General features: G+C 42.9%; 18 protein-coding genes, 4 pseudogenes and 1 CRISPR repeat array. Of the genes and pseudogenes, 14 read left to right on the top strand and 8 right to left on the bottom strand.

All coding sequences use genetic code 11. The annotated features are described in order from the left end of the window. Together L5M38_RS01040 and L5M38_RS01035 are read left to right on the top strand one after the other, a co-directional pair. Positions 1-215: pseudogene (locus tag L5M38_RS01040) on the top strand (IS30 family transposase); the annotation flags it as partial. An 84-nt stretch (positions 216-299) separates the two neighbouring features. Further along, positions 300-1,208 (top strand): methyl-accepting chemotaxis protein, encoded by a 909-nt coding sequence (locus L5M38_RS01035; protein ID WP_317630237.1) that lies wholly within the window; start codon positions 300-302, stop codon positions 1,206-1,208. Positions 1,209-1,328: 120 nt separating this feature from the next. Here L5M38_RS01035 and L5M38_RS01030 read toward each other — a convergent pair whose 3' ends face one another. The 3 genes from L5M38_RS01030 to L5M38_RS01020 are packed head-to-tail and all read right to left on the bottom strand — an operon-like array spanning position 1,329 to position 3,956. Beyond that, positions 1,329-2,711, bottom strand: a complete 1,383-nt coding sequence (locus tag L5M38_RS01030) for a hypothetical protein (protein WP_263178085.1) — start codon at positions 2,709-2,711, stop codon at positions 1,329-1,331. A gap of 4 nt (positions 2,712-2,715) precedes the next feature. Beyond that, positions 2,716-3,315 carry an IS607 family transposase gene (locus L5M38_RS01025; RefSeq protein ID WP_115014245.1) on the bottom strand — a complete coding sequence of 200 codons (600 nt, stop codon included), beginning with the start codon at positions 3,313-3,315 and terminating at the stop codon, positions 2,716-2,718. Further along, complete coding sequence (locus L5M38_RS01020) at positions 3,315-3,956, bottom strand: hypothetical protein (protein WP_160242677.1); 642 nt, start codon at positions 3,954-3,956, stop codon at positions 3,315-3,317. The genes L5M38_RS01025 and L5M38_RS01020 overlap by 1 nt, the downstream gene beginning before the upstream one ends. A gap of 277 nt (positions 3,957-4,233) precedes the next feature. Here L5M38_RS01020 and L5M38_RS01015 point away from each other — a divergent pair, with 277 nt between their 5' ends. Beyond that, positions 4,234-4,569 carry a type II toxin-antitoxin system RelE/ParE family toxin gene (locus L5M38_RS01015; RefSeq protein ID WP_263178084.1) on the top strand — a complete coding sequence of 112 codons (336 nt, stop codon included), beginning with the start codon at positions 4,234-4,236 and terminating at the stop codon, positions 4,567-4,569. Beyond that, entirely contained in the window at positions 4,566-4,853 is a 288-nt protein-coding gene (nadS, locus tag L5M38_RS01010; protein WP_220733389.1) for a NadS family protein, read from the top strand. The genes L5M38_RS01015 and nadS overlap by 4 nt, the downstream gene beginning before the upstream one ends. 624 nt (positions 4,854-5,477) lie before the next feature. On the opposite strand, the gene L5M38_RS01005 is transcribed toward nadS, so the two are convergent. Together L5M38_RS01005 and L5M38_RS01000 are read right to left on the bottom strand one after the other, a co-directional pair. Beyond that, complete coding sequence (locus L5M38_RS01005; RefSeq protein WP_261762706.1) at positions 5,478-5,768, bottom strand: hypothetical protein; 291 nt, start codon at positions 5,766-5,768, stop codon at positions 5,478-5,480. 24 nt (positions 5,769-5,792) lie between these two features. Continuing rightward, complete coding sequence (locus L5M38_RS01000; protein WP_220733653.1) at positions 5,793-6,095, bottom strand: hypothetical protein; 303 nt, start codon at positions 6,093-6,095, stop codon at positions 5,793-5,795. A 443-nt stretch (positions 6,096-6,538) separates the two neighbouring features. On the opposite strand from L5M38_RS01000, the gene L5M38_RS00995 reads away from it, so the two are divergent. The 5 genes and pseudogenes from L5M38_RS00995 to cas2e all read left to right on the top strand — a co-directional run bounded on the left by L5M38_RS00995 (position 6,539) and on the right by cas2e (position 10,074). After that, positions 6,539-6,823, top strand: a complete 285-nt coding sequence (locus L5M38_RS00995; protein ID WP_263178083.1) for a hypothetical protein — start codon at positions 6,539-6,541, stop codon at positions 6,821-6,823. A gap of 628 nt (positions 6,824-7,451) precedes the next feature. Further along, positions 7,452-7,976, top strand: a pseudogene (gene cas6e, locus L5M38_RS00990) (type I-E CRISPR-associated protein Cas6/Cse3/CasE); the annotation flags it as partial. A gap of 44 nt (positions 7,977-8,020) precedes the next feature. Beyond that, entirely contained in the window at positions 8,021-8,854 is an 834-nt protein-coding gene (locus tag L5M38_RS00985) for a KilA-N domain-containing protein (RefSeq protein ID WP_115014238.1), read from the top strand. After that, positions 8,854-9,774: a type I-E CRISPR-associated endonuclease Cas1e gene (gene cas1e, locus L5M38_RS00980; protein WP_115014240.1), complete on the top strand. Its 921-nt coding sequence runs from the start codon at positions 8,854-8,856 to the stop codon at positions 9,772-9,774. The genes L5M38_RS00985 and cas1e overlap by 1 nt, the downstream gene beginning before the upstream one ends. Positions 9,775-9,786: 12 nt before the next feature. Further along, complete coding sequence (gene cas2e, locus L5M38_RS00975; RefSeq protein ID WP_346347948.1) at positions 9,787-10,074, top strand: type I-E CRISPR-associated endoribonuclease Cas2e; 288 nt, start codon at positions 9,787-9,789, stop codon at positions 10,072-10,074. 85 nt (positions 10,075-10,159) lie between these two features. Continuing rightward, a CRISPR array of direct repeats spans positions 10,160-10,737; the repeat unit is 29 nt; unit sequence CTGTTCCCCGTAAGCACGGGGATAAACCG. Positions 10,738-10,817: 80 nt separating this feature from the next. Here cas2e and L5M38_RS00970 read toward each other — a convergent pair. After that, positions 10,818-11,456 (bottom strand): annotated as a pseudogene (locus L5M38_RS00970) (IS5-like element ISVpa3 family transposase); the annotation flags it as partial. Positions 11,457-11,745: 289 nt separating this feature from the next. On the opposite strand from L5M38_RS00970, the gene L5M38_RS00965 reads away from it, so the two are divergent. Both L5M38_RS00965 and L5M38_RS00960 read left to right on the top strand, forming a co-directional pair. Beyond that, entirely contained in the window at positions 11,746-13,017 is a 1,272-nt protein-coding gene (locus L5M38_RS00965; RefSeq protein WP_263178082.1) for a diguanylate cyclase, read from the top strand. A 43-nt stretch (positions 13,018-13,060) separates the two neighbouring features. Then, positions 13,061-15,094, top strand: a complete 2,034-nt coding sequence (locus L5M38_RS00960) for a CHASE domain-containing protein (RefSeq protein WP_263178081.1) — start codon at positions 13,061-13,063, stop codon at positions 15,092-15,094. Positions 15,095-15,170: 76 nt separating this feature from the next. On the opposite strand, the gene L5M38_RS00955 is transcribed toward L5M38_RS00960, so the two are convergent. Both L5M38_RS00955 and L5M38_RS00950 read right to left on the bottom strand, forming a co-directional pair. Beyond that, a complete protein-coding gene (locus L5M38_RS00955; RefSeq protein ID WP_263178087.1) occupies positions 15,171-15,320 on the bottom strand; it encodes a hypothetical protein in 150 nt (49 codons plus the stop codon). 6 nt (positions 15,321-15,326) lie between these two features. Then, a pseudogene (locus tag L5M38_RS00950) lies at positions 15,327-15,584 on the bottom strand (BLUF domain-containing protein); the annotation flags it as partial. Between the two features lie 3 nt (positions 15,585-15,587). On the opposite strand from L5M38_RS00950, the gene tnpA reads away from it, so the two are divergent. From tnpA to tnpC, 3 genes are all read left to right on the top strand, one after another. After that, positions 15,588-15,851 carry an IS66 family insertion sequence element accessory protein TnpA gene (tnpA, locus tag L5M38_RS24555; protein ID WP_411569296.1) on the top strand — a complete coding sequence of 88 codons (264 nt, stop codon included), beginning with the start codon at positions 15,588-15,590 and terminating at the stop codon, positions 15,849-15,851. 2 nt (positions 15,852-15,853) lie between these two features. Continuing rightward, on the top strand, positions 15,854-16,210 hold the full coding sequence (gene tnpB / locus L5M38_RS00940) for an IS66 family insertion sequence element accessory protein TnpB (protein ID WP_263178079.1): 357 nt from the start codon (positions 15,854-15,856) through the stop codon (positions 16,208-16,210). A gap of 92 nt (positions 16,211-16,302) precedes the next feature. After that, positions 16,303-17,862 carry an IS66 family transposase gene (tnpC, locus tag L5M38_RS00935; RefSeq protein WP_263178086.1) on the top strand — a complete coding sequence of 520 codons (1,560 nt, stop codon included), beginning with the start codon at positions 16,303-16,305 and terminating at the stop codon, positions 17,860-17,862. Positions 17,863-18,279: the final 417 nt, after the last annotated feature.

Here is an 18,279-nt window from a genome sequence, read left to right as displayed (position 1 = left end):
CACAGGTATATTTTGCGCACCCTTATCGTTCTTGTGAACGAGGAGCGAATGAAAACGCCAATGGATTACTGCGGCAGTACGTCAAAAAAGGGGTTGATTTGAGGCTAGTGAGTGATGAATTAATCGAATTTGCTCAGAATAGAATTAACTATCGACCCAAAAAGTGTTTGAAGTTTAAGCAGCCTGCCGTGGTGTTTCACCAGTTAGCTGCTTAATTGTCGAGTGTCGCACTTCGGGGTTGAATTCGGGGAAAAGATCTTTCAGTTCCATGTACCATCAATAGCTTATATAACAGTGAAATGGAAAAAGTTCTTAGTGTTATCAATACATTTAGAGAAAATGTAAAAATTGCACTAATCGATATTCAGCAACAGGCCATAGCTTCTGATGAAATATCAGATCTTCTAAAAGTTAAAGCGCAAAAAATTTCATCGCGTATCAAAGAGCAAGATAATCGGGTCAGTATTCTCACTTCACAAATAGAGGCCTTAGATCAAACCTCTCTAGCACTACAAGCTAAAGCAGAAAAAACACGTGAACAAGTAGAAAATACGCAAATAGGGCTTGTTCGATCAAACGAATATATGGGGGCTATGGTTAAAGATTTAAGCTCGTTTATTGCAAGTAATGATGAACTCCAAGAAAAATTTTATCAACTTTCTCAACAAACAAAAGCCATTGAGGGAGTGGTATCCGTTATTAATAACCTAGCCGATCAAACCAATCTATTGGCTTTAAATGCTGCCATTGAAGCCGCTAGGGCTGGAGAGCATGGACGAGGCTTTGCCGTTGTTGCCGATGAGGTCAGAAATCTAGCCAAATCAACCCAAAGTAGTTTAGATGAAATTAATCAAATTATATCAGGAATATCTAAAGCGGTTCTTGATGCTGGTCATCATATGAAATCACAAACATCTGCAATTGTTCTACTATCGGATTACACAACAACGAGCCAGTCAGAATTAGGCGTTGCATGTAAAAACATCAGTGAAATTTTAACTTTGATTGGGCAAGATAGAACAAATAATAATTTGGATATCCTCTATGTAAATAGATTAGTTGGTGATGTAAGTAAGGAAATTGAGGTGCTAAAACACCTCTCAAGCTCCAACTCAAATGATTGCATCGAATTAGAGCAGCAGGGCCATAGCTTAACTCAAGTTACTGAAAAAATTGTTCGCCAATTAGGGATGTTTAAAACTAAATAGTAGCATAACTTAAAGTGCCCAATTGGGTTGACCAGAACAACTTTCCTTGCATTAAAGGAAAATTCTAGAAGACTAAAAATAACTACTTCATTCCAAAAGCTACTGTTCCTTAAAATGTAGTCAAACATACTCAAGGACTAATTCGCACTCTGTTAATGTCTTGTTGCCAAGCGTGTAACTAGAGCCTGAGTCGGTCAGTTCCGACTTATAGCGGTCAGTCCGTTCTTGCAATATGCGCTTTACAGTTTTGTAAGGCGTATAACGACTTATCTCATTGTCGTTTAATCTTGCAAGCACGTTTCTCGCAGCATTCCAATCAGCTTGCACAACTTCCCCATTGAAACGGTGAAAACGATCTCCCTTACGTGTGCCTATTAAAAGGCCATGCAAGAAAGAATCACTTTGCGAAGTATATGCAGAATTGACTAGATGCACCGTAGAACCTCTACGGTGAGATATACCTGTTAGGGCATCGGCTAATAAGCCTTTAACCCATGTGTTTAAACGTCTATTGGTATTTTTACCATAGCTACGCTTACTTTGGATTGGTGCGGTTAAATCCTCCGCAACAATCACTTTGGCTTTATCAACCAACTTGTGAGTTGCTGTAAATATCAATGTCTTGAGCTTTGCTTTCTGAGCATCTTGCCTTTTATCTAGCTTCTTGCGACCTAGATTATTTAACTCAATTTTCTGTTTCTTGTGCGGTTTGGCTTTAGAAATCGCTCTGAGCTTATTTCTACGTTTGTACTTTTGATTTAGGTAGTCTGATTCACTTGAGATCAATTTACCTAAACCATTGCCATATACTTCACCATCAGAATCCACAAAGGCTTCTGAATAACCTTTATCAACACCTACGGTTTTCTGACCACAATCCTGTGTTTCAACTGCATCATAAGTTGAGTGAACTTCAACATTACCGTTTTTTAGAATGATTCTAAGTGTGCCTTGTGGCGCAAAATCAACAGTGGTGTTTAGTGGAATTTTAATGGTTTGTCGAGGGACTAGACTCGGCACTTTAAGCCAACATTGACCATTTAACTCAAAAGTTTTACACATATCCGCACGAACAATAATTTGATTATGTGTGTGATTAACACCATGCTTAAAGTGATTACGCATTTGACGATGGAGGAAATTATCAGTCATCCATTCATCTTTTTTAAGCAAGGTGTATAGTCTTTTTTGTTCATTATTACAGGAGGTGCGTTTTCGGATCGCCTGCTTTACTTTGTCTTTTGATGCTTCTCGATAGGCTTTAATATCACCTACGCAATCACGTAGCGTTTCTTTCCACGCATTTGCAGAAACACCAAAGTCACGACTTTCTTTCATCCACGCATCACGAATGGTTCTGTCGCTGATATTTAAACCTGCAACAGCACCATATTTAGCCCACACTTCGCTACGAACACGATCAAGTAAAACAGCTTGTTTTTCAAGTTGCTTGTACTTTTGCACATTCAAGTTTTTACAGTGATGGATGCGTGTTAGTTTCAAAAAGTTATTCCTTACTATTCACTAATTCTTTAACTTTTTCTTTGTATTTTCTTAATCCATAAAGTCGAGAAGAAAAACAATGAATAATCGCTAAAAGGTCTTGAGTTACTTCTTCCGTTGGGGAAAAAGATTCTTGATTCATAATAATAATTTTACAACCATGTCTTTCAGCAAAAGATTCAAACCACTCAAAACCAAAACGCACCAAACGGTCTTTGTGAGCGATGACAAGCATTGAAACTTTACCCATTTCAATATCAAGAAAAAGCTGATTGAATTTCTTTCTTTTATAATTCAAACCACTTCCAATCTCTGACACCCAATCATCAACAGCATAGCCATTTACAGTACAAAAAGTTTCTAAAGCTGACACCTGATTAGCTAAATCGGGCTTTTGAGCAACACTAGATACCCTTGAATAAACAATTACTGACGATTTAGCTTCCGTTGCTTTTATACCGATATATTCAAGGTATTGATCGTGCGTGTAGTATCTGCGATTTTTAGGATTTCGACATGCAACCAAAATACCTTCGGCATCCCATCTTTGTAGAGTTTTAACCGACTTCCCAATCATTTCACCGAATTTAGCAGGAGAATACATTAATCAATCTCCGCTAACTTCTTGAAATCCTCAAGTGTATAGTCTTTAAATATGGATTCATCACAATATATGGCTAGATCATTGTCTTCATCCCATCCACAGATAGGGCATGTATAAGGGGATGATGCGACTCCTAGCTGATTATATTTTAATAAAATATCGTCACAAACCTCATAAAGTTCTGAATCCTCATGATGATCAACAACTTCAAGGAAAATTAGTTCACTAATATTTTCTGCAAATTTTTTGTATTTTTCAGGCACTTCTAGTTGATATAGCTCTACTAAATCATCTAGTTTTTTAGCGCAAGCATCACCAAAAATCTCTAATAATTTTTCCTCATATTCTTGACAGCGCATACCTTGTCCTGAAACGTGAGTACATTCAGAAAAGCCTGTATTTGCATTAATAAAATCAGCATAGGTGGGGCATTTATCGGAGAGTGATTGATTTGTTTTTTCAGGGTACGAAGAACAATCATAGCCTAAATCTACAATATCGGTTTCATAGAAATCATTCTTTGACCACTCACCATAGACCCATGATGCAAATTCCTTAATAAACCCATCTTTATTTTCAGGGGATACAAAATAAGCAAGGTCTTGCTCTACTTTCTTTAAGCTTTCAGTCAAGTATTTCATTGCAAGTTTTTTTTAAAATTTAATACCTAAATTGTATATGTTTGACTATATTTGTCAATATAATTATTTGCTATCAATCACTCCTCTCAGCAGTATACGGCGCTGGTGAAATGGAACAACTGTAATGCATTTTTTAGTATATGAGTTCTGTTGGCCTCCCTGATATTTATAAAGTACGCATAAGCGTTAGCCTAAAGCCAGTGTAAAATGGCACTGTGTTGAATACTACAAATCAAAAGCGTACAGTGTACACCTTTAAAAAAGCCTAAAGATTTTGATGAGCCATGCTATTGAGTTTGTCGAAACCTCGATCTTTACAAGACAGACCAATAAGCTAGCAACAGATGACGAACTAAAGGATTTGCAAGCAGAGCTTATTGCCCTGCAAGATAAAGGCGATTTTATCAAAGGTACAGGTGGCTTGCGAAAGGTTAGAATGGCAGTTGGCAACAAAGGAAAGAGTGGCAGTATACGAGTACTATACCTACTTGCTCTGGCTGACAAGATTTACTTGATACTCGCTTATCCAACATCAGTTAAAGATAGCCTAACTGCGGAAGAAAAGGCCAAGTTAAAACAAATAGTACATTCACTAAAAGGAGAGGAAAAATGAGTATATTTAACGAACTTCAAGCCTCCCTTGAGGAAGCGGTAGAAATGCATCATGGCCTCAAAAATCCCGCCAGAGTTACTCATTATGAAGTTGTCAACGTTAAGTCAATCCGTGAAGATTTACTTAAAGTAACTCAGGCCGAATTTGCTGCGACGATGGGAGTCAGTTTAGACACAGTTAAAAGCTGGGAAGGCAAACGCCGCAATCCAGCAGGATTGGCAGCTAAAGTGCCTGCGACGATTCAACAAAATCCCAAAATCTACGCAGCTCTTGCCGCTCACTAATATTATTCAAAGGCCCTTCTTGGACCTTTGAATTTTCCCCCTAATCTGAATCTGTTCTAAAAATGTTTTGGGACAGAAGTGATCAATTGCGCTAGAGCTACTAATATCTTAAGCATTCGGTAGCTGTGATAAATGTGTTTGCTATAATATTAACCATAGCCGTGGTGATGAGAATAAGCGTTGGAAGGAATAAATTATGACCATTGTTGATTATATCTTAGTATCATCCCCAGGGCCGGATTATACATTGTTAAATTGGTTAACAAACCTATCCAGTCGAACGAATTTCATTCGATTATGGATGATTTATATCAATCAATAATCTCGCATTAAGTCGACTTAAGAACAAAATAGCTAAATGTTAACAGAATTTACAAAGCATAATCTCACCCTGGTATCATCCCCGTTGCTGTTAGTGGTAGCTTTAGGTGTAATGTATTTTAAAAATCATCATAAAGACTCTAACTAATAAAATTTTCATTATAAAAAAGCCTTGTAAAAACAAGGCTTTTTTATGCCATAAATTTGGTTTTGTTATCTAACCCCTCGATTTGGAAATCGTCCGGATAGTTAAGAAAGCAAAACCGGTCAAAAAATTTATAACACAATTTTGCATTGCAAAAATTATCTGCGTCGTCTAAAAAAAGCGCTTGGCAGATAAAACAATGGAAATAACACAGTATAAACAACTGCATAAAATGCACTGTGCGGCTTTTTTGAAGCGAAATATTTACAATAGCCCCAATAGCCTATCAGCGTAAAAGTAAACGAAACGGAGGCCGCCACAAGATATTGGCTCGATAGGGTGACATCGGACTCCTGAATCGCAAGCCAGGCAAAACCCAGCATACAAGATGAGATGATCACACACGGCAACGCATGGGCCCAAAACGCATTCAACGATGCTTTATCCATTAAAAACAACCTCTCGACTACAATTTATGCTTCTCTAATCATTGAAAAGCCATGCTTAATCCCACTAAGGCACTCTCTTTCAATATGCTTTTCACTACCCGCTAATGAGGCAATAGCTATGCCGATCTCATTAGCCAAATCACATACCTCAATATCCTTCTTAGGAAGATCACTTAATGCTGTGGTTATCCTGGTAATGAATATTTCAACATCAACTCGATTTGATACCGTGGCTTGTTCACGCAAGTAAGCCTCAAGAACGGCAGGATTGGCGAGCGCCGCAGCTTTAACTTCAGCAAATGGAATACCTTTAACTTTGTTATTCACTATTCACCACCTTGATTTTGTAACATTTTCATGTATTGATGATGCTAAATATCTATTGCGTAGGTAAGGAATTGAGCGCCAGAATGGAGCTAATATATTCAACTGAATAGGGCAGTCTGATTTATTAAGGCATGTCGACTTCACACATCCTGCCCTTTACTCTGATACTCCAATAAAAACTGCTATCTTGCTGTGTTTTTATTGAGTAAGAGCTATTCCTTAAACCCTTTGTATAAAACCACTCCAGATGCGAGAACTAAACCAAGTGTCACTAACATGATTAAGATAGACCATAGTTGTAGCTCACTCATAATATACCTCTACTCAATTGGTGTTCTTCCTCGTTGTTAATGATAACAATCACCCCCATGAAGGAGCAATGTAAATACCGTTACGTTCAGGCCAAAATAGTTTATCTAAAAGGGTAATGTTGCGACTTATAAATGACCGTTACTGTAGAAATAACATGCACTCTTTTTGCATTGCAAATTTATCTCTCAAAAATAAAGCTGGCCGTTAAAAAGTTAAACCTACACAGCGATTTGGTCATCGAATACCACATAATCAAAAAAAGGCTTAAAAGTCAACGTGCTAGCATTTATTTTCAAACAGAGCAAGCAAATGAAAATGGATATTTAAAGAATTTTTTGGGATGTGTAATGACTCAAACACCAGTAGAAGCATTAATAGCAGCAACCACAAGTCTTACTCAATACCTCCTCCGCTAGCTGCCAATGGCAGGAAATGACATCATCCACCTTAAAGGTAGTAGATGTCATTTATTGACTAAATCAATCTATTTTTCTTGCCTAACATCATCAGGCTTCTTCGTTTCCTTGGTAAACGAAGAGACCGATACTAACTGCCTATTGTAATACTGGTATGTAGTAATTACGGTAACTATGCTTGTATTGGTTTCGTATGTGTAAGTGGTAGTTACATCGCATGCACCATTAGCAGTAGAACCACTTGGAGGAGTATCAGCACCTAGCAGCGTAACATTTTGCACAGTAGAAGCTGGGGGTGGCTACTAATTTTGCTGATTTATCCAAATGAAACGTATAAGACGACAGAATGGACTCTCACAAGTCCTGACAACTAATGTGGCTTGTTCAAGTTGTTTATTATAGAAAACCTTTTCACAATATTTCTCTTGGCATAGTCCCCGTGCTGACGGGGAACGGATAAAATGCTATAGTTCACCATAATGCCACTCGCTTAAGACTGAGTGGCATTTTTACTTCGATATTTGAGGCTGTTCATAATTCTGTGTCAGGTTAATTTCACCGTTTTCTTGAGCATCACACGCGAGTTGCTGGGTCGCTTCCTCTTTGGGGGTAAAATCGGGCCTTATGGCAACTTTTTCCTGACCGGCCAACTGATGAGCGGGATTTCTTGTTTCGGGTGGAAGAGCTGCAACGAGGTAAAGGCGCGATGGCGTTGCTTTTATCTGCGGAGCAGCCACATTCAGCATCTGTCGCTGAGGTGATTGCTAGCAAGCCGATGCCGCAAAATATAGCCGCTGGGGCAAGGTTACGGTTTCGCTTGCGTGCTAACCCCGTTAAAGCCATAAAAGACTCTAAGCGGCTTGATAAAAATGGCGAAGCTAAAAGTATTCGTGTGCCGTTAATTCACGAAGAAGAACAGCTCAAGTGGTTGTTAAGAAAATTTGCTGGTGTTGCTGAGCTTGAAACAGCAAGGGTTTGGCAAGAGCCTGCATTATTTTTTCGTAAGCAAGATATGGGTGGTAAAATTCAACCAGTTTGTTTTGAAGGTGTACTTACCGTGTTGGATAACCAAGCTTTATTTGAGTTGCTTAGGCAAGGTATTGGCCCAGCGAAAGCTATGGGCTGTGGCTTGTTGTCGTTGGCTGCGGCCTGATGTTACTGCGCCGGGTGTAATAACCTAACTCACGGAGGATAACCATGGCAGCAAAACTCGAAGTATTGGATCAACAAATTGCGACTGATACGAGGGCGGGAATTGAGTATATCTGTATTACCGATATTGCTCGCTATAAAAACCAGAGTCATACGGATGATTTAATTCGTAACTGGTTGCGTAACCGCAATACCATCGAGTTTTTGGGAATTTGGGAGCAACTTAACAACCCCGATTTTAAACCCGTCGAATTCGACGGGTTTAAAAAGCAAGCAGGGTTGAACAGTTTTACTTTAACGCCAAAACAGTGGATTGAACAAACCGGTGCCATCGGGCTGATTTCCAAGGCGGGCCGTTATGGCGGTACCTATGCTCAAAAAGACATCGCTTTTGAATTTGCCAGTTGGATCTCAGTTGAATTTAAGCTGTATTTGATTAAAGAGTTTCAACGCTTAAAAGAACAAGAATTCCAGCAGCTTGGCTGGGATATCCGGCGTAACCTGGCCAAGGTAAATTACCTTATTCATACCGATGCCATTAAACAAAACCTGATCCCTGATACCTTAACCCCAGCGCAAATCAGTCATGTCTATGCAGACGAGGCCGATTTGTTGAATATGGCGCTGTTTGGCGTTACAGCCAGGCAATGGCGGGAGCAAAACCAAAATTCAAAAGGCAATATGCGTGATCATGCCAATGTTCATCAACTGGTGTGCCTGGCTAATCTGGAAACGATGAATGCCTATTTAATCCAGCAAGGCATTACCGCAACAGAGCGCTTGCAGCAGTTGAATGCGCTGGCCATTTCGCAAATGACGATATTAAGCCGCCAGGCGTTACCTTTCTCGAAGCTGCAAAACAGTGACGGCGGTAACTAATGGCCTTTATTCCGCTTAAACCTATACCGCTAAAAGAGCGTAACTCAATGCTTTTTATTGGTATGGGCCGTATCGATGTGAAAGACGGCGCCTTTGTGGTGATAGATGAAGTAAACGGCGAGCGGATGCATATTCCGGTAGGTTCTATCGCCTGTTTAATGCTGGAGCCGGGTACGCGTATTTCACATGCTGCGATGAAGCTGGCGGCAGAGGTAGGTACCTTAATTACCTGGGTTGGTGTGGGCGGGGTGCGGTTTTACTCAGCTGGCCAGCCGGGCGGGGCGCGCTCTGACAAATTGCTGTATCAGGCCAAGCTGGCGCTGGATGAACAACTGCGCTTAAAAGTAGTGCGTAAAATGTTTGAACTTCGCTTTGGTGAGGAAGCCCCACAGCGGCGCAGTGTGGATCAGCTACGCGGTATCGAAGGCGCACGGGTGCGGCAAACCTACCAGCTACTTGCGAAACAGTACGGTGTGCAGTGGAATGGCCGCAAGTATGATCCAAAAGACTGGGAAGCCGGTGACATAGCCAACCAATGTATTAGTGCTGCTACAGCATGTCTGTATGGCATTACGGAAGCGGCGATACTGGCCGCAGGTTATGCGCCAGCCATAGGTTATTTGCATACCGGTAAACCACTGAGTTTCGTTTACGATATCGCTGATATTATTAAATTTGATACCGTGATTCCTTTAGCCTTTCGCATTGCAGCAAAAAGCCCTTTCGCGCCGGAAAAAGAAATTCGTTTAGCCTGTCGTGATTTATTTCGCACCGATAAAACACTAAAACGGTTAATCCCATTAATAGAGGAAATACTGACCGCCGGTGAAATTACCCCGCCAGAGCCTTACCCCGATGCGCAACCGCCAGCATTACCTGAGCCGCCCTCAATTGGCGATACCGGACACCGGAGTAGCTAAATGAGTATGTGCATGATCGTAACAGAAGCGGTGCCACCAAGGTTACGCGGACGTTTGGCAGTATGGTTGCTGGAGGTAAGAGCTGGTGTGTATGTTGGCGATGTAGGGCAGCGCGTGCGCGAAATGCTGTGGCAACAAGTTGAAGGCATGGCTGAAGACGGCAATGTGGTAATGGCCTGGGCTACTAATACTGAATCAGGATTTGATTTTATTACCTACGGCAATAACCGGCGGCAACCTGTTGATTTTGATGGGTTAAGACTGGTTACCTTTTTGCCTGAGCCAGAAAAAAGCAATTAGCCAATTAGCTCTTTAACAAGCCGGAAAAATTGGTAGAAAAAAGCAGGCACTTTTTTCTATTATAAATCAGGTATATACTTTTAGTCTGTTCCCCGTAAGCACGGGGATAAACCGGTTCCAGAATACTGCTGGTGTGGATCAGTTAACTGTTCCCCGTAAGCACGGGGATAAACCGCATGCACAATCACGCTCAGCGCTTGAACACTACTGTTCCCCGTAAGCACGGGGATAAACCGCGCAGCATCACGAAACGCGTTCGCTAGCTTGACTGTTCCCCGTAAGCACGGGGATAAACCGCACCCGGCTTCCCTGTGCAAAGTTGTAACATTCTGTTCCCCGTAAGCACGGGGATAAACCGTCGATTCGACAGGCGTTTTGTAGCTCAATGGACTGTTCCCCGTAAGCACGGGGATAAACCGGTATAGTATTGTTGGAAGTAGTTAATGAACGACTGTTCCCCGTAAGCACGGGGATAAACCGCAGACAAGAAGATTTGGGATCGCATTGTAGAGCTGTTCCCCGTAAGCACGGGGATAAACCGGCTATATGCCCTATAGACGGTTGTCAGACATGCTGTTCCCCGTAAGCACGGGGATAAACCGCGTATTTCATTGCGGATTTTAGCGATTTGCTCCTGTTCCCCGTAAGCACGGGGATAAACCGATATGAGCTCAACAATTATTGTCGGTGCAACGTAAGCGTAACGCCAACCACACCTTGCGGTGTGGCTGGCGTTACGCTTACAGTGGAACAGCTCGCTTGAACCGTATGGCATCGTAGCAATCCCTTGTGTCATAAGCGCCATCGCCAGATATCTCGATAATTCTTCGGCGGGTTTGCTTGAGCAAGTTAGGGAGGACTTCTGCATCGGTAACATTAGATAAACTCAGTTCTGCCGCGACGATTTCGTGAGTGCTGGTGTCTACCGCTAAATGCAACTTTCTCCAGACTCTACGCTTCCCGTCAGTACCATGCTTCTTGACCTTCCATTCACCTTCGCCATAAACCTTGAGACCTGTTGCATCAATAGCTAGATGCTGTATTGCACCTCTACTCTTTGGTTTAAATGAAACCTCGACTTGCTTAGCTCTTCGACTGATACAACTGTAATGTGGGCAGACTATAGGGACGTTAGCCAATGAAAAAACAGAATCGATAAACCCTTGCAATGCTCTCAACGGCATTGAGAAAACTCGTTTCACCATAAGCGCAGTAGTAATGGCTAAGTCGCTGAACTGACGAGGTCTACCTCGTTTATTTTGTTTGCTCTGCTTCCACTGGCGAATGGCTTCTTCATCAATCCAGAAAGTGAGTGAACCGCGGTTGATTAAGGCTTTGTTGTACTGTTTCCAGTTCGTTGTTTTGTAGCGAGGTTTCGGCATGAGACTAGGATGATTAACTTACTTAGCCGATCAGATCGCAACCTTCTGATTTAGTTCCCTCGAATTACGCAAAGCCATATATCTTTACCATAATTTACTAGCAAATCAATTAGATATAGGTTGTATAAGATTATCAAGAGAATAACCGATGATTTGAAAAGCGTTGAGTGTCCATAACGGTGTCAAAAACATACTTTTGTTATAATAATCAAAAAAATTTATACTTAAGGCCTTGATTATGTAAGCTGTTCATGTCAGTCTTTTGTTTTCAGCGGAAGAGAAAAATTCGATGGGAAGTTCTGAACTTAGCTTGCTGAAAATGGCGATTATGCAGTCTTGGAACGCGGTTGTGATTACCAGTGCTGACAGGACAGCAGGATATCCTGTAAAAATTGCGAACCCTGCTTTTTGTCAGATGACAGGTTACGCAATTGATGAGTTGTATGGTCAGTCATTGAAGATGTTACAAGGCCCTGCTACAGATCAGGAGGTGATTAACCGGCTTAGAAGTTGTCTTACCAGTGGTGAATACTTCGAGGGTATGACTACTAATTACCGCAAAGACGGTTCGCCATATTTGGTGCGCTGGAATATCTCACCGGTACGAGATGAGGTGGGTGACATCACGCACTTTGTTTCAGTGCAGCAAGATATGACTGCTTATGCCAAGGTAGAAGAGACCAGTAAAATTCTTGGTCAGGCACTGGATGTCGCAGCAGAGCCGATACTCGTTACCGATGCGCATGCAAAGATAATCTTTGCTAATCAATCGTTTATCCAGGTTAGCGGTTGCGAAGAATCAGAATTAATCGGCAATACACCAACACTTTTCAAGTCAGGCTTACACGACGATGACTTTTATAAGAACGTAAAAGCGTCTTTAATGACAGCAAAGACGTTCCAGGCAATTTTCATTAATAAACGTAAAGACGGTACCTTGTATCATTCTGAGCAGAGTATCTCCGCTATCAAAGACCAAGCTGGTAACATTACTAACTATGTTAGTGTTGGAAAAGATGTCACTGAGCGACTTCGTGAAGAGCAGGCGCTTCGTGAATCGGCAACAGTGGATCAACTAACTGGTTTGTTTAACCGCAATCATGGTAAGGCGTTGTTAAGTGAGGCTTATAGCTTTACTCTTAGCCGGGAAGAGTCCATGAGTCTCATTCTTTGCGATATTGACCACTTTAAGCAGATTAATGATAGCTTTGGGCATCCTGTTGGTGATCAGATTTTAGCTCAAGTATCGGGTCTGCTTCGAAAGTCGGTTCGGGGTAATGATAGGGTAATTCGTTGGGGCGGCGAGGAGTTTTTGATCCTGCTTGAGAATTGCACTGATATGGTCGCGGCAGAATTAGCTGAACGTTTGCGATTGCGAATTGCTTCAGAGCAGTTTCAGAATGTAGGCAAGGTCACCGTGTCACTGGGAGTTGCATCATTATTTCAGAAAGAAAGTTTAGAGCAGCTGATCAGCCGTTGCGATGAAGCCTTGTATAAGTCAAAACGTAATGGTCGAAACCAACTAACGTTAGCTACCATGAACGAGTTTCCAAAAAATTGAACGACATATCACCTGCACGTGAAATACCATCAAGTAAAATGATATGTGGTCTGAGATTTGGAACATATCTAGCAAGAATGCATTAGGGAAGTCGAGCCATGCCATCCAGTTTCTATTGGCTGTAGTGGTTTTTGTTCTTGGGCTGGGCTCCACTGCTGTGATATATCAAATTATTGTCAATTCTGTCCACGAACGTGAGCAAGTCTATTTCGAGTTCCGAGCCCGGGAAGCTGTTGAGCGAATTAAGAGCCGTATGGCAGCCTACCAACAGGTACTTCGTGGCACGGCAGGTATTTTTAATATTTACAAAATTGTCGACCGACATCAATTTAGAGATTATTACGAGCGTCAGGCTCTTGAACGCTACTTACCTGGCATCCAAGGTATTGGATTTGCCAAGGCAATTCATCCATTAGAACTGCAGGTACATATTGAACAAATTCGTGCTGAAGGGTTTCCATCCTACAGCGTACTCCCTGAAGGCCAAAGAGATCTTTATTCCTCGATAATCTATCTTGAGCCATTCTCGGGGCGTAACTTGAGGGCGTTTGGCTATGATATGTACTCTGAGCCCGTGAGACGCTTCGCCATGCAACGGTCAATGGACACTGGTGAAATGATGCTCTCCGGTTGGGTTCGACTGCAGCAGGAAGTCGGAGTTCATGAGCAAACAGGGTTTCTGATATATCAAGCCGTGTATGATAAAGACCTACCGGCTGCTACGGTGGCAGAGCGCCGGGCAAGTTTGCTGGGTTGGGTATATGCACCGTTTCGCATGACTGACTTCCTGGAAGGACTTATGGGAGAGCAAGAGCGCGATCTGGTTATAGACATCTTCGATGGTAAAGAATTGCGTGCTGCGGCGCAAACTCACTTTGGTAGTTTAAATAGAGATGATGTCTGGCCAGAGTTTGAGTCAGTCCATCAGTTAGATTTGCTGGGGCAAACCTGGACATTACGCATTCAAGCAAGTAAGAGCCTTTTGCAACGAGTCGAGACCGGGTTGCCGAGAGTTATTGTTTTAACTGGTGTCATGTTGAGTGGTATGTTGTCTGTTTTAGTTTTTATACTAATTTCAGGCCGGTCGAGAGCAGAAGCTCTGGCGAGGGAGATGACAGAGGACCTTTCAATGGAAAGGGCTAGATTGAATGCTTTTCTGGAAGGTACCCGTGTTGGCACCTGGGAGTGGCATATTCAAACTGGTGAAACTGTATTTAACCATAAATGGGCAAAGATTATTGGCTACAAGCTTGAAGAGCTTGAGCCAATCTCCATAGAAACTTGGATCAAACTCACACACCCGGACGATTTTAAAAAGTCAGAACAGTTGCTCAAGCAACACTTTTTGGGTGAGACACCTTTTTATGAGTGCGAGGCTCGCATGCGTCATAAGGACGGACACTGGGAGTGGGTTCTTGACCGTGGCAAGGTTGGGAAGTGGGATGATGAAGGTAAGCCCATCATTATGTATGGCACCCATCAGGATATCACCCGCAGTAAACTTCAACTGGAAACTTACTACCGAGGGGCCTATCACGACGTTTTGACTGACCTCCCTAACCGACAATTGTTTAATGACCGCATTTCGCAGGCACTTGCCCTGGCAGAGCGCGAAAAAACGCATCTGGCTGTGTTCTTCATTGATCTGGATGGGTTTAAGACAGTCAACGATATCTATGGTCATGAAGCCGGCGATGTTGTGCTTAAAACGGTAGCTAAGAGTATTGAACAGTGCATACGCGCATCGGATACGCTTGCCAGATTAGGAGGAGATGAGTTCGTAGTGCTGCTTCAAGATATCGTTGACGAACAAGAGGCTATCGATAAGGCGACTAAGTTCATTGCCGAAGTTAAGTCCCCCATATCTCTGCCTGCTGGTAGCGAAGCAAACATTTCGATGAGTGTTGGTATCGCGCTCTACCCACAGCATGGGATAACAAGCGAACAACTTTGTAAGCGGGCTGACCAAGCAATGTATCAGGTGAAAAAAGGCTCAAAAAATGGTGTGTTAGTTTATCAGAACGATGGTTCAATCAATTTAGCTTTAGAGAGCACTGTTATAAACAGTACGTTGTAGCTTATTGAATCCTTAAGCTCGTTATTATTATTTTGTTACAGGCGTGCGCCGCGCTCGATGCTCTGAAACAAGCCTCTCATTTAACAAGGTCTTGATGCTGCCTAATCAATTCATCTAGCGTTGATACAATGCTCGCTCCTGCTTCTTTAATCTGAATTTCATCTTTTGAGCCAAGCAGGCCATCAAGATTAAACCGTGCTTTATCCTCAATTCCAGCAAGCGCCATTGACCAGTCAGCAAAGTTTCTCTCATCTAATGGCTCGAAGTGAAGAACCGTTACATCAGTATGTCTGTCATCTAGTTGAATAATTTCGAAAAGTTATTCTAAAGACTCTTCCGAGCCTTCAATCACCTGACAAAAATATCCCCCAGAGTAGAGAAGGGCACCCGTAATTCCCCTAGCCGGGTTATTTCGGTGAGCCGATTCCAAAATTTTTCCTATTTCCTTCTGAACGTTTTCAACCGAACCTGAGGTAGAACAACCAAACAATGGCTGGCGCTGTTTGACCAGCAAAAAACCAGTGGGTTAACTCAAACCGAATTTGCAAAACAGCAAGGCATTGACCCAACCTATTTCAGTTATCGTAAGCGGCAACTTCTCGCCTGGCAACACGAAGACGATAGCGGCTTTGTCGAGCTGACCACTCAAGGCATGTTGCTTAGCCAGCCAATGCTGCTGAAAAAGCACGATGTAGAGCTGCACTTACCGTCAGGCACGGATGCCTTGTGGTTAGCTGCGTTGCTCCGGGCGCTTTAATCATGAAGATGTTTATCGACCCGCCCAAAATCTACCTGCATAAACAGCCGGTCGACTTTCGTAAATCCATTAATGGCTTATCGTTGCTGGTCGAGCAAGAGATGCAGCTCTCGCCATTTAGCGGCGCACTGTTTGTGTTTTGTAATCAGCAGCGTACCCGGTTAAAAGTACTGTACTGGGATAGCACCGGGTTTTGCCTGTGGTACAAACGGCTTGAAAAAGACAAGTTCCGCTGGCCACGGCAGATGCCTGGCAAAATACTGTCTATTAGCGAGCAGCAATGGCATTGGCTGTTGCAAGGTGTCGATATCCAAAAAATCACCGCCCATCAGCCACTGCATTACCAGAGTGTGGGCTGATATGACGATCGGCTATAAATCCTTATGATCGCATCCAAAACAATCTAAATCTTACCAAGCACTTAGCTAAATTGGCCGTTATAATGGCGGCCATGAAAAAGATACCAGACACCTTACCTGATGACGTTGCACTGCTCAAGAAAATGCTGCTTGAGCAGACGCAAAAGCTTGAGCGCAAACTGGCGCAGAAAGATAAACGCATCGCCAAATTAGAGCGGGTTAACCAGCAGCTGTCGGACAAGTTGCAGCAGTTGCTGGAGCGTTACAACCTGAAGAAGTACCAGAAATTTAGCCCCAGCAGTGAAACCTATGAAGGTGAAGGCGAGGTGTTAAATGAGGCCGAACAGCTTATTGAAGACGAGTCAGTAGCGACAGAGCCAGATACTCAGACGACCGAGAGCGCTAAGAAAGCTGCTAAGCCACGCCGCCCACGGATTGCCCCTGAGCTGCCGCGCGTTGATGTTATCCATGACATTGACGATAAAACCTGTGCCTGCTGTGGCCATGCGCTACATCAAATGGGTGAAGAAGTTAGTGAGCAAATCGAGTTCGTACCGGCACAAATCCGGGTGCTCAGAAACGTGCGGCTGAAATACAGCTGCCGGCAGTGTGAAACCACGGACACCAAGGTCGACATTAAAATTGCCGATGTGCCACCGGCGGTTATCCCTAAGAGCATGGCCACACCGAGTCTGCTTGCCCAAATCATCAGCAGCAAAATGCACTATGGCTTACCGTTGTACCGACAAGAGCAGTTGTTTAATCAGGCCGGTATTGAGCTTAGCCGTCAAACGATGAGCCGCTGGCTGATAAGCTGTGCAGAGAAACTGAAACCGTTACTGGCGTTAATGAAAGCTGAGCTTCTGAAACAGCCCGTGCTGTGGGCAGATGAAACCACGGTTAATGTGCTGGATGTTGAGAAAAGCACCTGTTATATGTGGGTATATGGCTGTGGCTTAGAAAAAAGTACCGGCCCCAAGCTCGTGCTGTTTGATTATCAGGATAGTCGCAGCAGTAAACATCCCACCGACTTCCTGGCGGGGTTTAACGGTTATCTGCAGGTCGACGGTTATGCCGGATATGAGAAAACCCACGCAACCTTAGTCGGCTGCTGGGCACATGCCAGACGTAAGTTCGTCGAAGCCCAAAAAGCGCAGGGTAAAGGCAAAACCGGTAAGGCCGATGTGGCTCTTAACCATATCCAGAAACTCTATGCGCTGGAGAGTAAATTAAAAACTGCGCCGCCTGATAAGAAATATGAAGCCAGGCAAACGCTAGCCAAGCCGTTGCTCGCGCAATTCAAAAGCTGGTTGGATAAATCAAGCGAGAGTGTCACGAAAGAAAGTTTACTGGGAGCGGCTATTACGTATAGCCTGAATCAGTGGCCCAAGCTTGTCCGCTATCTGGATGATGGCTGTCTGAATATCGACAACAATCGTGCGGAGCGCGCCATCAAACCGTTCGTGATTGGTCGCAAGGCGTGGTTGTTCGCCAATACCAAGACGGGAGCACAAGCCAGTGCGGCACTGTACAGCCTGGTCGAGACCTCAAAAATCAACGGACTGGAGCCGTATGATTACCTATGCCGCTTATTAACCGAGCTACCCAAAGCCAACACCCAAGAGAAACTACAGCAACTCCTGCCTTACTGATCACCCGCCACACCGCAAGGTGTGGTTGGCGTTACGCTTACAGAGTAACTCAGAATAATCTTCAGTTTTAATGTCGCTATCGAGGATGTATGGATAAACTTATGAAAAAAACTAAATGATGTTTCGAGTATATCGTATCTAGATTTTCTTGATGTTGGGCGCACTGTATCGCCTATCACAATAGATAAAAGTAAGTCCTCAGTTGAGAGCTTAACTGAGCAAAAAAGTCATAGAAAAATGCACCGTAGATTTATTGTCAGAGGTCACTGGAAGTTGCAAGCCTACGGCGAAAAAATGAGTTTAAGAAAGCGAATCAGAATTGCGCCTTATTATCGTGGTCAGGATATGGCGGTTTTGATAAATAAACCATATCTTGTGAAATGATTTTAATTAACTTATTGAAAAGAAAGTAAAATA

The organism is Shewanella sp. SM101, assembly GCF_025654465.1.
In the GTDB taxonomy this organism is placed as follows: domain Bacteria; phylum Pseudomonadota; class Gammaproteobacteria; order Enterobacterales; family Shewanellaceae; genus Shewanella; species Shewanella oncorhynchi.
This window is presented reverse-complemented; position numbering and strand designations above follow the sequence as displayed.